We start from the raw sequence: 12,970 nt of genomic DNA, 5'->3' as shown, positions 1-12,970 counted from the left end.
GTAGGGATTCCCCGGCCAACGGCAATGTGGCGGCCAAGAATAGCTCAGTCTCCGAACAGCGAGGCGAGACCGTTGGCAATCATTTCGCTGCGCTCGTCAGGGCCGTGGCCCGATTGCGCATGAAGCATCAGGGGAGGGCGGATGGCGAGTCTTCCACGCGCTCCGAGTATTGCCCGCACGACGATGCGGATCGCTGCGGCGTCGGGGCGAGGATGCACGGCGAGCAGTTCGGCATCGCCGAAACGGCCAGCGAGGGCGTCGAGAATGGCGCCGAGCTGTTCGGGCCGCGCAATGACGGCAAGCCCGCCGCGCGGCCTGACCACCGCCGCGGCACTTCGGATCCAGCTCTCGAACAGCCCGTCCTCCATGACATGCGCTTCCTTTCTCAGGCGATCGGGCGTGGCGCGGTCGCGTGCGGCGTTGAAGGGCGGGTTCATGATGACGAAGTCGAAGTCATTGTCGGCGAGGCCGGCCGCCGCCCGCGCCTTCCCCGACACCGTGACATCGGCGACGAGCACGGACGCGCGATCGCTGAGATGCGCATTGCCGGGGTGGGCAAGGGTGGCAGCCGCGAAGGCCGCCATTTCCGGCGCGCGTTCGACAAGCACCGCCTCGGCGGTCGGGCAGCGCGACAGCACCGCCAGGCCGGCGGCCCCGGCTCCGGCGCCGAAATCGGCGAGACGTCCGCCAAACGAGGATGGCACGGACGCCGCAAGCATCATCGCATCCATGCCGGCGCGATGGCCGCCATGCTTGGGCTGCACGAGCCAGAACCGGCCGCGATGGAACGCGTCGACCGTGTGGGCCGGCGTGTCCGGGGCAAGGGCGGCTGGTACGGCGGACATTATTTTCCGCGAATCTCGTTGGCGATGCCGGCGTCGGTCAGAATGCGCCGTGCGGCGTCGGCCTGATCCGCGTCGACCATGATGCGTCGCGGCAGGATACCGAGCGAGCCGTCGAGCACGCTCATGTTCTGGTCGGCGACGAAGCAACCGATGCCGGCATCGCGCATCAGCGATTCGACAAAGGAAATGATGACGGCGTCGTTGGTGCGGATGAGCTCTATCATCGGATGAAACTCGCAGCTTGCGCTATTGATGTAAACGGGCAGGGGATTTCCGTGGCAAAGCGGAGCTCCCGCTTCGGTGTCGGTTGACACGCTATCGTTGCCGCCGCGCCAATTCGCCACTTGCCGTGTCGGTGTCTGCCGCCCTAGAGTCTTGTCGGGATTAAGGGTGCCGTCGCACGCGTTATACCAAGACGGGAGTGATTGTCGTGGGTGTCGTTCTCAACATCGAAAACGGGAAGCGGGAGCCCGCCTCCATCAAGGATTTGATCGATCTGACGGCGGCCGATATGGGGCGTGTCAACGAGTTGATCCTGTCCAAGGCCGGCTCCGATGTCGAGATGATCCCGGAGGTTGCCAACCATCTGATCTCGTCTGGCGGCAAGCGGCTACGGCCGATGCTGACGCTCGCCGCGGCCCAGATGTTCGGCTATGTGGGCGAGGGCCACGTCAAGCTCGCAACGTCGGTCGAATTCATGCACACCGCGACTTTGCTGCACGACGATGTCGTCGACGAGAGCGGCATGCGTCGCGGCAAGAAAACCGCCCGCATGATCTGGGGCAACCAGGCGAGTGTCCTGGTCGGGGATTTCCTGCTTGGCCAGGCCTTCCGCATGATGGTCGATGTCGGCTCGCTCGAAGCGCTCGACATCCTGTCGAGCGCCGCCTCGATCATCGCCGAGGGCGAGGTGATGCAGCTTGCCGCCGCCAAGAACCTCGAGACCACCGAGGATGAACATTTCGCGGTCATCAAGGCCAAGACCGCGGCGCTGTTTTCCGCTGCCGCCGAAGTCGGCCCCGTCATTGCCCAGGCGACCCGCAACGACCGCGCGGCACTGCGCTCCTACGGCATGAATCTCGGTCTTGCCTTCCAGTTGATCGACGATGCGTTGGACTATGGCGGCACCAGCAAGGATCTGGGCAAGAATGTCGGCGACGATTTCCGCGAGGGCAAGGTGACCTTGCCGGTCATTCTCGCCTATCGGCGCGGCACCAAGGCCGAGCGCACCTTCTGGAAGCGCGCCATCGAGGACAATGTCGTCGATGACGCCGGCCTGGAAAAGGCGATCGGGCTGATGACCCGCCACGGCGCGATTGCAGACACGATCGGGCGCGCCAGCCATTTCGGCGAGATCGCCCGCGACGCGCTGGCGCCGCTGGAAGCGACGCCGCAGAAATCGGCGCTGATCGACGTCATCGATTTCTGCATCAGCCGGGTGAACTGAGAAGCGCTGCCGCGCCTCTCCGGCGCGGCAGACGAGACGCGCAAGAACGCAATCCGCCGAATCCCGGTCCCACAGTCTCGACAAGCCGCCTTGCCGCAAATTATCTATAAAAAATGGCAAAGGGCACAGACGACACCATCGCGGTGCGCATCAGCAAGATACTGGCGGATCGCATCATCTCGGGCGCGATAGAGCCCGGGGCTCGGCTTCGGCAGGACCATGTCGCCGAGGAATTCCACACCAGCCATGTTCCCGTACGCGAGGCCTTCCGCCGTCTCGAAGCGCAAGGGCTGGCCGTCAGCGAGCCGCGCCGTGGCGTGCGCGTGGCGGCTTTCAATCTGGGCGAGGTCAAGGAGGTCGCCGAAATGCGGGCCGCGCTCGAAGTGCTGGCGCTACGCCATGCCGCGCCGCACCTGACGCCAGCCATTCTCGATCTGGCCGAGGAAGCGACCAAGGCCGGTGACAAGTCCCGCGATGTCCGGTCATGGGAAGAAGCCAACCGCGCCTTTCACCGGTTGATCCTGGCGCCGTGCGGCATGCCGCGCCTGCTCGCCACCATCGACGATCTGCACGCCGCGAGTGCGCGCTTCCTGTTCGCCGCATGGCGCTCGGAGTGGGAGAAGCGCACCGACCAGGACCACCGGGCGATATTGACCGCCTTGCGGCAGGGAAACACCGAATCGGCGGCAGTGACACTGGGGCGGCATGTCCAGTGGATTGGCCGCAAGCCGGTCAAGACGGCCTCCGGGGCGACGCGCGAGGCCTTTGCAATCGTGGGCTAGACGGCCTTTGCAAAGGGAAGGCTTGCTATCTCCAGGGAATTGTGGATTCGATAATAGATCGAAAACAGAAATTATCTATAATTTGCAATCGATCGAAGGAATCCCAATGGCAAACATCGCATTCACCTCCCGCAAACCTTCTTTCAGCCCGCTCAGACTCCAGGATCGCGCTCTCGGCTGGCAGGTCGGAGCCGTCGTGCTCGGCACGCTGTTCCTGGCGTTGTCGTCCTATATCGAAGTGCCGATGGTGCCGGTCCCGGTGACCATGCAGACTTTCGCCGTGACGCTCATTGGCGCGCTGTATGGCTGGCGGCTTGGCGCGGTCACCATCGCGGCATGGCTGGTCGAGGGCGCGGTGGGCTTTCCGGTCCTGGCCGGAGGCGCGGCCGGTGTAGCGCATTTCGTCGGGCCGACGGGCGGCTATCTCTTCGCCTTCCCGATCACCGGCGCGCTTGTCGGATGGCTGGCCGAACGCGGCTGGAACGGCAACAGGGTGGTGCTTGCCTTCGCCGCCATGCTGCTCGGCAACCTTGCCTGCCTGGTTCTGGGCACGGCATGGCTCGCGGTGATGATCGGCGCCGAAAAGGCCATTACCTTCGGCTTCCTGCCGTTCATCGTCGGCGGCTTGCTCAAGTCGGCGCTCGGTGCCGCGACACTCAAGCTGTTTTCAGGCTACAAGCCGGAGCCGGGCGATCTCAGGCTGTAAGAACAGATGACCATAAGGCTGCGCGCCCATCACCTCCTTTGCCTGCTCACCTATGTGGGCAAGGGATACAGCCCCGCCTTCACCGCCAACTACGACGGGATCGCGGAGCGCCTGAGCCGCGGCGAGGACATCCTGATCGTTTCCGGCCCGGACGACGTCTGCGCGCCGTTGCTCGACGAGCCGGAACCGCACTGCCTGGGCGAGAGCGCGGTGGAGCGGGACCGGCTCGCGGCGGTGGATGTGGAGGAATTGCTGGCGCGGCCAATCCGGGTTGGCAGGCGCCTCGACCTCGATGCGGCGATTCTGGCGCGGATGCGGCAGGCGTTTTCGGCGGGCCTGGTGCGCAAGGCCTGCGGGGGCTGCGAATGGAACGAGCTGTGCGGCACGGTCGCGGCCGGTGGGTATCGCGATACGCAGGTGCAGCGGTCCGCCGTGCCGGGCAAACGCTGATAGTGGTAGCGGAATCCCAATGGTTGAATCTGTGATATATTCGGTTCCGCCGGCGTCAGGGCGGAAATTCCAAGCGGAAAACTGTCCCTTGCCGCCATGGTTTGTTAATCGGGTGACCCGATTGTGAATTTGAGGCGGATTGAAGCGTGACCCCAAAAAGGCCATGCTTTGCCCGGAAAGATCGAGTCTACGTCGATCCCGCTGACGCGGAGATGACGCCTGGCTGAAAGGGATACGATGCAGCAAGGACGTGCGCGCTGGCTGACAAGGCTGGCAATTGTGGCAGGCATGGCGATCTCGACTCTGCCGGCCCATGCCAAGCAAACCACCGAACCGGTCAAGATCACGTCATTCTCGGGGGCCTATCTGGCCGCGCGGATCGCCGAAGGCGACAACGACCTCGACAGCGCCATAGCCTACTACAAGCAGGCCCTGGCCTTCGACCCGAGTGACACCAGCCTGCAGCAGAGCCTGATGCTGTCGCTGATCGCTCAAGGTCGCTTCGACGAATCCCTGGTCTATGCGGACAAGCTCAAGGAAGTTCCCGATGTCGAGCGCTTCTCGCGCCTGGCGCTGGCCGTCGATTCCTTCCACAAGAAGGATTTCACCAAGGCGCAGTACTGGCTCAAGCTTTCGCTGGAATCCGATCTCGACCGGCTGATCTCCGGGGTGATGTCCGGCTGGGCCGAACAAGGCGCCGGTCAGGCCAGCGATGCGATGGCTTCGATCGACAAGCTCCAGGGACCGGATTGGTTCGGCCTGTTCAAGTCGTTCCACCGCGCGCTCATCGCCGATGCGTCGAACATGCCTGAAAAGGCCGAGGCGATCTATGCCGCGACAATGCAGGACACGACCGCCGGCGGCGCCGCTCCCGAAACCTGGATGCGCAACGCCCAGGCCTATGCCTCGTTCCTGGCCCGCAAGGGCGACAAGGCCAAGGCGGTTTCGGTGCTCGACCAGGCCGAGGCGTTTTCGCCCGGCAAGCTGGAAATCGTCGCCTTGCGCGACAGGATCAGCAAGGGCGACAAGATTGCGCCCATGGTTACCGGCCCTTCCGACGGCGCCTCCGAAATCCTGCTCGATCTCGCCACCGCGCTCAACCGCGGCGGCGGCGAGCCGTTCGTCCGTCTTTATCTGCAATACGCCCTGGCCTTGAAGCCCGACAGCGACGCCGCCCTGGTGCAGCTCGCTGCCGTCTCCGAGCAGTTGAAGGACGGCGAGGGCGCCATCGCGCTCTACCGGCGCATTCCCGACTCTTCGCCGCTGAAGGAGCTTTCCGACCTGCAGCTTGGCCTCAACCTTGCCGATCTCGACCGTCACGATGAGGCGATCACCCACCTGAAGGCCTTCGTTGGCGCCCACCCCGACGACATGCGCGCCTATCTGGCGCTTGGCGGCGTCTATTCCTCGAAGGATGACTTCCGCTCGGCCGCCAACCTCTATGACAAGGCCGTCGAGGTGCTGAAGACGCCGACCGCCGCCAACTGGAATATATTCTACCAGCGCGGCATCGCCTATGAGCGGCTGAAGGAATGGCCGAAGGCCGAGCCCAACTTCCGCAAGGCGCTGGAGCTGCAGCCCGACCAGCCGCAGGTGCTGAACTATCTCGGCTATTCCTGGGTCGACATGAACACGAACCTCAAGGAAGGCCTGGCGATGATCCAGAAGGCCGTCGACCTCAGGCCAAGCGACGGTTACATCGTCGATTCGCTGGGTTGGGCCTATTTCCGCCTGGGCAGGTTCGATGATGCGGTGCGCGAAATGGAACGCGCCGTGTCGCTGAAGCCGGAAGATCCGGTTCTGAACGACCATCTGGGCGATGCCTACTGGCGCGTCGGTCGCAAGCTGGAAGCCACCTTCCAGTGGAACCAGGCGCGCGACCTGAAGCCGGATCCCGATGTGCTGGCCACCTTGCAGCAGAAGCTGATGAAGGGCTTGCCGGCGATCGAATCCAACACGGCGCAGGAAACCCCGAAGGTCAAGCCCGAGCCAGTGCCCGCCCCGAAGGGGTGAAGCCGGCATTGTGAATGCGAACGGGGCTCTTCGGAGCCCCGTTTTCGTTTGGATCGATGGTAATCGGCGACGCGCACAGACAGGCGCCGATGCGCTCGGAATTGCCTCAGAACATCTTGCGGTAGACGACGAAGCCGGACCGTTCGCCGACCTTGTCATAGAGCTTCATCGCCGTGTGGTTTGTTTCGTGCGTCAGCCAGTACACCCGGCCCGAGCCGGCGGCCTGGGCGCGTTCGTAGACGCCCTCTATCAGCGCCCGGCCGATACCTTTTCCACGCGAGGCCTGGGTGGTGAAAAGGTCCTGCAGATAGCAGTTCGGCGCGATCGCCGTGGTGCTGCGGTGGAAGAGATAGTGGACGAGGCCGAGGAGTTGTCCCCCGCTGTCGGCGACCAGCGCGTGGACCGGCTCATAGGCATCGAAGAAGCGGGACCACGTCATCGCGGTGATCTCACTTGCCAGGGCCGTCTCACCCGAGCGGCCGTAAAATGCGTTGTACCCATCCCATAGTGGCAGCCATTGGTCGAAGTCCTGGCGGGTGACGGGGCGGATGGCGACCGGGCTGGGCATGGCGGAACCTGTTGTCGTTGACACGGGATGGTCCAGCTACCGAACAGACCGCAGGCTCTCATGGCCGGCAATGGGCCAGCCGCTCGCAATGCTTTCAACATCGTCCCGCACGCTGGCGGCGATCCGTGCCGACGCGCCTTGCTTGACGCTTCGCCGCCGTGTCTCTAGGACGTGCCGGCAAGAGCATGATCCCGAAAAGTGGGTACCGGTTTTCGGAAAGGATCATGCTCAAGGGATGGAACAGGCTCTAGCCTTTGCTGTCGAGGCCACCGTGACGATTGAAATCCCCGCCCATATGCACCCCAGCCGCTCGTTCCAGGGGCTGATCCTGACCTTGCACAACTACTGGGCGGCCTATGGCTGCGTCATCCTCCAGCCCTACGACATGGAGGTCGGCGCCGGCACGTTTCATCCGGCGACGACGCTGCGGGCGCTTGGACCCAGGCGCTGGAACGCTGCCTACGTCCAGCCTTCACGCCGTCCCAAGGACGGCCGCTACGGCGAGAACCCGAACCGGCTGCAGCACTATTACCAGTATCAGGTCATCCTGAAGCCGAATCCGCCGAACCTGCAGGAGCTCTATCTCGGCTCGCTGGTGGCGATCGGCGTCGATCCGCTGCTGCACGACATCCGCTTCGTCGAGGACGATTGGGAGAGCCCGACGCTGGGCGCCTGGGGACTCGGCTGGGAATGCTGGTGCGATGGCATGGAAGTGTCGCAGTTCACCTATTTCCAGCAGGTCTGCGGCATCGAATGCGCGCCGGTGGCCGGCGAACTCACCTATGGGCTGGAGCGACTGGCCATGTATGTGCAGGGCGTCGACAATGTCTACGACCTCAACTTCAACGGCCGCGAGGGCGCCGACAAGGTGACTTATGGCGATGTCTTCCTGCAGGCCGAGCAGGAATACTCGCGTCACAATTTCGAATACGCCAACACGGCGATGCTGCTCAGGCATTTCGAGGATGCCGAGGCTGAGTGCAAGGCGCTGCTCGATGCCGGTGCGCCGGCGTCGAACGACAATCTGCCGATGCACAGAATGGTCTTCCCAGCCTACGACCAGTGCATCAAGGCCAGCCATGTCTTCAACCTGCTCGACGCGCGCGGCGTGATTTCGGTCACCGAACGGCAGAGCTACATCCTGCGGGTGCGCAATCTGGCCAAGGCCTGCGGCGAGGCGTTTCTGAAGACACAGGCCGGCGGACTGGCCGCCTGAGTTTCAGGCGCGCTTCATCTCTAGCGACGCGTTGATCGGCGACAGGATCTGGCCGCTCGGGCCAGCCATGGTCCGCAATGCTTGCCGCACGCCCGGCATCGAGAAGGCGCCGTGGACCTGCGCGGTGAAGCAGGCGCTGAGCGCGAGGATCTGAAGAAGTCTGGATGCCGTTTTCATGGTCGTTGAGCCAATAGTTCCCTGCCTGAGCGTGGGTCGCTCCAGCGCTGCGTTCGGTTCATGGAAATCTTTGATCCAAGGACGGCCGGATCGCCGCGTCCCGACAGCGAGGCCAAAATTTCCGGAAATCAGCCGAAGTCGGTGATTGAAGCGCCGAAAGGGTGACAGCGGCCAGCCGAGTTGCTATGCCCCGCCCGGACCACTCTCCCGCATGAGCTGACCCCGATGCCTGACCTGCTTCTAGAACTTCGCTCCGAGGAAATTCCTGCCCGCATGCAGCGCAAGGCGGCGGGTGACCTGAGGAAGATGCTGACCGACGGTCTGGTCGAGGCAGGGCTGACCTATGAGGCGGCGCGCGAATACTGGACGCCGCGGCGTTTGGCGCTCGATATTAGGGGGCTGACCGCACGCTCGAAGGACATCCGCGAGGAGATCAAGGGGCCATCGACGACCGCGCCCGAGCAGGCGGTCCAGGGGTTCCTGCGCAAGGCCGGGCTTGCATCGATCGCCGAGGCGCATCTCCATTCCGACCCCAAGAAGGGCGACTTCTATGTCGCTCACATTTCGAAGCCGGGCAGGGCAACCGAAGAGATCATCGCCGAACTGGTGCCGGGCATCATCCGCAATTTCCCCTGGCCGAAATCGATGCGCTGGGGGCCGGCCTCGGCCAAGTCCGGGTCGCTGCGCTGGGTGCGGCCACTGCAATCCATCCTGTGCACCTTCGGTCCGGAGACCGAGGAGCCGGTGGTGGTCGATTTCGAGATCGACGGCATCCGCTCCGGCAACATCACCTACGGCCATCGCTTTCACGCGCCTGATGCCATCACCGTGCGCCGCTTCGATGACTATGTTTCTAAGCTGGAGGCGGCGAAAGTCGTGCTCGACGCCGATCGGCGCAAGGAGATCATCCTTGCCGACGCCCGCAATCTTGCTTTCGCCAACGGGCTCGACCTAGTCGAGGACGACGGGCTGCTGGAGGAAGTCTCCGGGCTGGTCGAATGGCCCGTCGTGCTGATGGGCGAGTTCGAGGAGGCTTTCCTGGGCATTCCGGCCGAGGTGATCCGGCTGACCATCCGCGCCAACCAGAAGTGCTTTGTGACACGGCCGCCGGGCGTCGACGATATGCTTTCCAACCACTTCATCCTCACCGCCAACATCGAGGCGAAGGATGGCGGCAAGGAGATCGCCCACGGCAACGGCAAGGTGGTTCGCTCTCGCCTGTCGGACGCGCTCTATTTCTGGACGACCGACCAAGGCAATTTGCCTGATCTCGCCCGGTTGCGGGCGTCAGCGCAAAAGTTCGAACTCGACCTGAACAAACCGCTTGATCAGCGCATGGCCCGCCTCGACCATCTCGGCGTCACCTTCCATGCCAAGCTCGGCACGCAGGGCGAGCGGGTGGAGCGGATCAAGCGGCTGGCCGAAGAACTGGCGCCGATCGTCGGCGCCGATCCCGCGCTGGCGCGCCGCGCCGCGGTTCTCGCCAAGGCCGATCTGCAGACCGAGGTCGTCGGCGAGTTCCCGGAACTGCAGGGCGCCATGGGCCGCAAATACGCGCTCCTTCAGGGCGAGCATCCATCCGTCGCCGCCGCCGCTGAAGAACATTACAAGCCGCAAGGCCCTTCCGACCGCGTGCCGAGCGATCTGGTTTCGATCGCCGTCGCGCTCGCAGATAAGTTGGATACGCTGGTTGGCTTTTGGGCCATCGATGAAAAGCCGACAGGGTCGAAGGATCCTTATGCGTTGAGAAGAGCGGCGCTGGGCGTGGTGAGGATAGTTGTCGAGAACGGCATCAGGCTGACGCTTCGCACCGTGTTCGCGCTCAGTATGGCCCGATACGTGGTTGGTGATCATTTTCGGAAATTGGATCGGCAGACTGAGGCAGCTCAGCGTTTGGCCGATCTTGGGGTAGGGGAGGAGACGGTTCGTGATTTGAACGAAATGGTTGAACGAGAACAGGCTCCAAACCGGGCTGAACGTATTATCTCGGACACCCAAGATAGAGCTTTGCAAATAGCCGCTGATCTCCTCGCCTTCTTCCACGACCGCCTTAAAGTTTACCTCCGTGACCAGGGCGCTCGGCACGATCTCATCGACGCGGTCATCACGCCGCGTTCCGACGACTTGCTTCAGATCGTCCGCCGCGTCGAGGCGCTAGGCTCCTTCCTCGACACCGAGGACGGCAAGAACCTGCTCGCCGGCACCAAGCGTGCGGCCAACATCCTGGCCGCCGAGGAGAAGAAGAAAACGGCGGTCGCCGAAACCGTAGAGCCGGCATTGTTCCGCCAGGATACCGAGAAATCGCTGTTTGCCGCGGTGAATCAGGCTGAGAGGCAAGCCGGCGAAGCGATTCAAAACGATGACTTTTCCGGCGCCTTGCTGGCGCTTAGCGTATTGCGTGAACCGGTTGATTCATTCTTTGAGCATGTCCTCGTAAATGATGAGGACTCGTCGGTGCGCGCCAACCGCCTGGCGCTGCTTGCCCGCATCCGCGCCGCGACCGGTCAGGTGGCGGATTTTTCCAGGATCGCCGGCTGAGGCGACGAAGATTTTCTTCGCCGCCGGCCGTTCGAGCCGGCTTACAGTCATATGGCGATGATCTCTCCGTGGCAAAAGGGACATGTTCCCCAACCCCACGGAGGCTTCCATGAATTCCGATCACGAAATCGAAGTGACAGAAGAAACCCCGGCTCCCGCCGAGGCGCTTGAAACCGCTTCCGAAACCGATCTTGCCGCTGCCGTCGAAACCGCCGACCTGTCGGACGACGAAGACGACGAAGACGGCGAAGAGTCGGACAAGGACGAGGCCGAAGCCGCCACTCTCTCGGGTGACGACGAGGGCGAAGACGAGGAAGATGAAGAAGACGCCGCCGACGACAGCGTGAAGGCTGAAGGCGACGACGACGAGGAATCCGAAGAAGACGAGTCCGAAGAAGACGAGGACAAGGACGTCGCGGCCTGAGATTTCAATCCAGTTCAGTCGAGAGAGGGCGGCGCATCACAGGCTCCACGAGAACGTCGGCGCTTCGTCTCGGCGAAGCGGCTGAAATAGCCCATCTACCTTTCAACGGCTTTGGCCGAGGTTGATGCTCCGGACCATGTTGAAAGCCAGCACCGAGAGTGCCATTTCGGTGCTGGTTCCCTTGGTGCCTCGCGTCAGGAACCAGCCTGTCATCATCCATTTTATCCAGTGCTTCAGGTCGGGCGCGGCGATCATCCCATTAGGATCGGCCGGACCAGGTCCAGCTTCTCGACAACGAAATCGAAGAAGGCGCGGATGCGAGGTGTCGTCCGCAGGTCCGGATGCGTGAGGAGGTACCAGCCGCGCGTCAGTTCCCGTACCGGAGGAAGGACCTGCACCAAGTCATCGTGCATGTCGGCAATCGTGGTGGGCAGCGGAGCGACACCGACGCCCGATTTCACGGCCATCAACACGCCAAGAACGCTGTTGTTGCGAGCTGCGACCTTTGCGTTGGGCGCAACGCTGGCGAACCACTTCGCCGCTCGGTGGTTCACGAGCATTCCATCGAATCCCACGATGGAGTGGTCGGCGATATCTTCAACACGATGTGGCCTGCCATTGTGCTGGACGTAGCTCTGGCTGGCGTAAACCGCCCAGATCGAATCGCCGATTTTCCGCCCGACCAGGTTTTCGTCGGCAGGTTCGCCGGAGCGCAGCGCGATGTCGGCCTCCCCTTTCGAAAGATCGAGATAACCGTCGCTCATCACGAACTCCACCCTAAGCCTAGGATGGCGCTCGTGGAAAAGATCGAGCAAAGGCGATGACGTGATGCGGGATACCAAAGGCTCGGGGCAGGTGAGACGGATCGTGCCGACCAGCTCGTTTCCATGGTCACGGACCTGGCGCTCGACTCCAGCGACGGCCTCGTCCACCCGTTCGATAGCCGGGCGCAGCGCTTCGCCGAGTTCCGTTAGCTGATAACCTGTCGGGTGGCGGCGCACCAACGCATGACCGACCTTGCGCTCCAACTCCAACAGTCGCCGATGAACCGTCGACTGATTGACGCCGAGCGCCCGAGCGGCCGCGAGCGTGCTTCCATGCCGCGCAACTGCAAGAAAATATCGAAGGCCGTTCCAATCGAACATTCGGACGTTATGCAGCATTGCATGGCCGTTCGGCAAACTTGCTGCTGCCCGGTGTCGCGGTCCCGGCCTAGGATCGGCCATCATTCGATGAGGAGAGCCGTATGCACAAGACAATGGAAATCAGTCAGGCGATCGCGGGCCTTTCGGTCGGCGTCACCGCATCAGCGCGAGACACCGGCGCGGCGAAGCTCACCCCGCTTCATCGCGAGGTGGTGCAGACGATGTCGCGCGCAGAAGATCAGGAGGTGCGCGTTCTGTCCGCCACTCTCGATCCAGGCGATCGCACGCCACATCATTCGCACCGCTTTCCGGTTACGGTCTATATGCTCGAAGGCACCTTCACTCTGGAACTCGACGACCGTGAGCCTGTCCACGTGCGCGCCGGCGAAGTGTTCGTTGAACCGGCACACGTCACCATGACAGGACGCAATCTCGATCCCAAAGTACCGGCAAGAATGGTGCTCTTTTATGTGAGCGACCCCGACACACCATTTGCCGACCCTGTGAAGTGAACGGCAGTTTTCGCTTCGACTACGGACCTTCCCCGATCGATTAGTCTCGGTGGACAGTCGGGGAGGGTCTTGCCGTTCGGCAGACTTCGGCGACGACGCAAAGAACCAATTGTGCTTTCACACAGCCTGATCAGCGCGACCCCCTCT

Annotated in this window: 15 protein-coding genes; 9 read left to right on the top strand and 6 right to left on the bottom strand. The window is 63.0% G+C overall.

The window, feature by feature from the left end; genetic code table 11:
- Positions 1–44: 44 nt before the first annotated feature.
- Both AC56QP_RS06975 and AC56QP_RS06970 read right to left on the bottom strand, forming a co-directional pair.
- Entirely contained in the window at positions 45–845 is an 801-nt protein-coding gene (locus tag AC56QP_RS06975; protein ID WP_489860369.1) for a tRNA1(Val) (adenine(37)-N6)-methyltransferase, read from the bottom strand.
- On the bottom strand, positions 845–1,069 hold the full coding sequence (locus AC56QP_RS06970; protein WP_091576439.1) for a putative signal transducing protein: 225 nt from the start codon (positions 1,067–1,069) through the stop codon (positions 845–847). Before AC56QP_RS06970 ends, AC56QP_RS06975 begins: the two co-directional genes overlap by 1 nt.
- A 206-nt stretch (positions 1,070–1,275) precedes the next feature.
- Between AC56QP_RS06970 and AC56QP_RS06965 the strand changes: the two genes are divergently transcribed.
- From AC56QP_RS06965 to AC56QP_RS06945, 5 genes are all read left to right on the top strand, one after another.
- Positions 1,276–2,292, top strand: coding sequence for a polyprenyl synthetase family protein (locus AC56QP_RS06965; protein WP_269903636.1), 1,017 nt, complete (start codon positions 1,276–1,278; stop codon positions 2,290–2,292).
- A gap of 113 nt (positions 2,293–2,405) precedes the next feature.
- Entirely contained in the window at positions 2,406–3,074 is a 669-nt protein-coding gene (locus AC56QP_RS06960; RefSeq protein WP_497100627.1) for a GntR family transcriptional regulator, read from the top strand.
- Between the two features lie 106 nt (positions 3,075–3,180).
- A complete protein-coding gene (locus tag AC56QP_RS06955; RefSeq protein WP_489860371.1) occupies positions 3,181–3,780 on the top strand; it encodes a biotin transporter BioY in 600 nt (199 codons plus the stop codon).
- A 6-nt stretch (positions 3,781–3,786) separates the two neighbouring features.
- On the top strand, positions 3,787–4,230 hold the full coding sequence (locus AC56QP_RS06950) for a DUF1284 domain-containing protein (protein ID WP_489860372.1): 444 nt from the start codon (positions 3,787–3,789) through the stop codon (positions 4,228–4,230).
- A 237-nt stretch (positions 4,231–4,467) separates the two neighbouring features.
- Complete coding sequence (locus AC56QP_RS06945) at positions 4,468–6,243, top strand: tetratricopeptide repeat protein (protein ID WP_489860373.1); 1,776 nt, start codon at positions 4,468–4,470, stop codon at positions 6,241–6,243.
- Positions 6,244–6,349: 106 nt separating this feature from the next.
- Here AC56QP_RS06945 and AC56QP_RS06940 read toward each other — a convergent pair whose 3' ends face one another.
- Positions 6,350–6,811 carry a GNAT family N-acetyltransferase gene (locus tag AC56QP_RS06940; RefSeq protein ID WP_489863664.1) on the bottom strand — a complete coding sequence of 154 codons (462 nt, stop codon included), beginning with the start codon at positions 6,809–6,811 and terminating at the stop codon, positions 6,350–6,352.
- A 235-nt stretch (positions 6,812–7,046) separates the two neighbouring features.
- On the opposite strand from AC56QP_RS06940, the gene AC56QP_RS06935 reads away from it, so the two are divergent.
- Positions 7,047–8,027 carry a glycine--tRNA ligase subunit alpha gene (locus tag AC56QP_RS06935; protein ID WP_489860374.1) on the top strand — a complete coding sequence of 327 codons (981 nt, stop codon included), beginning with the start codon at positions 7,047–7,049 and terminating at the stop codon, positions 8,025–8,027.
- Between the two features lie 3 nt (positions 8,028–8,030).
- Here the strand turns inward: AC56QP_RS06935 and AC56QP_RS06930 are convergent, their stop codons facing one another.
- On the bottom strand, positions 8,031–8,204 hold the full coding sequence (locus AC56QP_RS06930) for a hypothetical protein (RefSeq protein ID WP_489860375.1): 174 nt from the start codon (positions 8,202–8,204) through the stop codon (positions 8,031–8,033).
- A 225-nt stretch (positions 8,205–8,429) separates the two neighbouring features.
- On the opposite strand from AC56QP_RS06930, the gene glyS reads away from it, so the two are divergent.
- Positions 8,430–10,742 carry a glycine--tRNA ligase subunit beta gene (gene glyS / locus AC56QP_RS06925; protein WP_489860376.1) on the top strand — a complete coding sequence of 771 codons (2,313 nt, stop codon included), beginning with the start codon at positions 8,430–8,432 and terminating at the stop codon, positions 10,740–10,742.
- 109 nt (positions 10,743–10,851) lie between these two features.
- Complete coding sequence (locus tag AC56QP_RS06920; protein WP_489863665.1) at positions 10,852–11,166, top strand: ATPase; 315 nt, start codon at positions 10,852–10,854, stop codon at positions 11,164–11,166.
- 102 nt (positions 11,167–11,268) lie between these two features.
- Here AC56QP_RS06920 and AC56QP_RS06915 read toward each other — a convergent pair whose 3' ends face one another.
- Positions 11,269–11,421, bottom strand: a complete 153-nt coding sequence (locus tag AC56QP_RS06915; RefSeq protein WP_489860377.1) for a hypothetical protein — start codon at positions 11,419–11,421, stop codon at positions 11,269–11,271.
- Positions 11,418–12,311, bottom strand: coding sequence for a LysR family transcriptional regulator (locus AC56QP_RS06910; protein ID WP_497100628.1), 894 nt, complete (start codon positions 12,309–12,311; stop codon positions 11,418–11,420). The genes AC56QP_RS06915 and AC56QP_RS06910 overlap by 4 nt, the downstream gene beginning before the upstream one ends.
- 101 nt (positions 12,312–12,412) lie before the next feature.
- On the opposite strand from AC56QP_RS06910, the gene AC56QP_RS06905 reads away from it, so the two are divergent.
- Positions 12,413–12,823: a cupin domain-containing protein gene (locus tag AC56QP_RS06905; RefSeq protein ID WP_497100629.1), complete on the top strand. Its 411-nt coding sequence runs from the start codon at positions 12,413–12,415 to the stop codon at positions 12,821–12,823.
- The last annotated feature ends 147 nt before the right edge of the window (positions 12,824–12,970 follow it).

It is taken from the genome of Mesorhizobium sp. RCAM 05104 (assembly GCF_059683645.1).
Note: the sequence above shows the minus strand (reverse complement) of the source record. Positions and strands in the feature narration are given on the sequence as shown.

What these genes read in the sequence shown, in the direction of transcription:
- AC56QP_RS06920 (WP_489863665.1), top strand. Translation starts at nt 10,852, where the DNA reads ATGAATTCCGATCACGAAATCGAAGTGACAGAAGAAACCCCGGCTCCC.
- AC56QP_RS06940 (WP_489863664.1), bottom strand. Translation starts at nt 6,811, where the DNA reads ATGCCCAGCCCGGTCGCCATCCGCCCCGTCACCCGCCAGGACTTCGAC.
- AC56QP_RS06910 (WP_497100628.1), bottom strand. Translation starts at nt 12,311, where the DNA reads ATGTTCGATTGGAACGGCCTTCGATATTTTCTTGCAGTTGCGCGGCAT.
- AC56QP_RS06905 (WP_497100629.1), top strand. Translation starts at nt 12,413, where the DNA reads ATGCACAAGACAATGGAAATCAGTCAGGCGATCGCGGGCCTTTCGGTC.
- AC56QP_RS06950 (WP_489860372.1), top strand. Translation starts at nt 3,787, where the DNA reads ATGACCATAAGGCTGCGCGCCCATCACCTCCTTTGCCTGCTCACCTAT.
- AC56QP_RS06945 (WP_489860373.1), top strand. Translation starts at nt 4,468, where the DNA reads ATGCAGCAAGGACGTGCGCGCTGGCTGACAAGGCTGGCAATTGTGGCA.
- AC56QP_RS06955 (WP_489860371.1), top strand. Translation starts at nt 3,181, where the DNA reads ATGGCAAACATCGCATTCACCTCCCGCAAACCTTCTTTCAGCCCGCTC.
- AC56QP_RS06960 (WP_497100627.1), top strand. Translation starts at nt 2,406, where the DNA reads ATGGCAAAGGGCACAGACGACACCATCGCGGTGCGCATCAGCAAGATA.
- AC56QP_RS06935 (WP_489860374.1), top strand. Translation starts at nt 7,047, where the DNA reads ATGGAACAGGCTCTAGCCTTTGCTGTCGAGGCCACCGTGACGATTGAA.
- AC56QP_RS06970 (WP_091576439.1), bottom strand. Translation starts at nt 1,069, where the DNA reads ATGATAGAGCTCATCCGCACCAACGACGCCGTCATCATTTCCTTTGTC.
- AC56QP_RS06975 (WP_489860369.1), bottom strand. Translation starts at nt 845, where the DNA reads ATGTCCGCCGTACCAGCCGCCCTTGCCCCGGACACGCCGGCCCACACG.
- AC56QP_RS06915 (WP_489860377.1), bottom strand. Translation starts at nt 11,421, where the DNA reads ATGATCGCCGCGCCCGACCTGAAGCACTGGATAAAATGGATGATGACA.
- glyS (WP_489860376.1), top strand. Translation starts at nt 8,430, where the DNA reads ATGCCTGACCTGCTTCTAGAACTTCGCTCCGAGGAAATTCCTGCCCGC.
- AC56QP_RS06930 (WP_489860375.1), bottom strand. Translation starts at nt 8,204, where the DNA reads ATGAAAACGGCATCCAGACTTCTTCAGATCCTCGCGCTCAGCGCCTGC.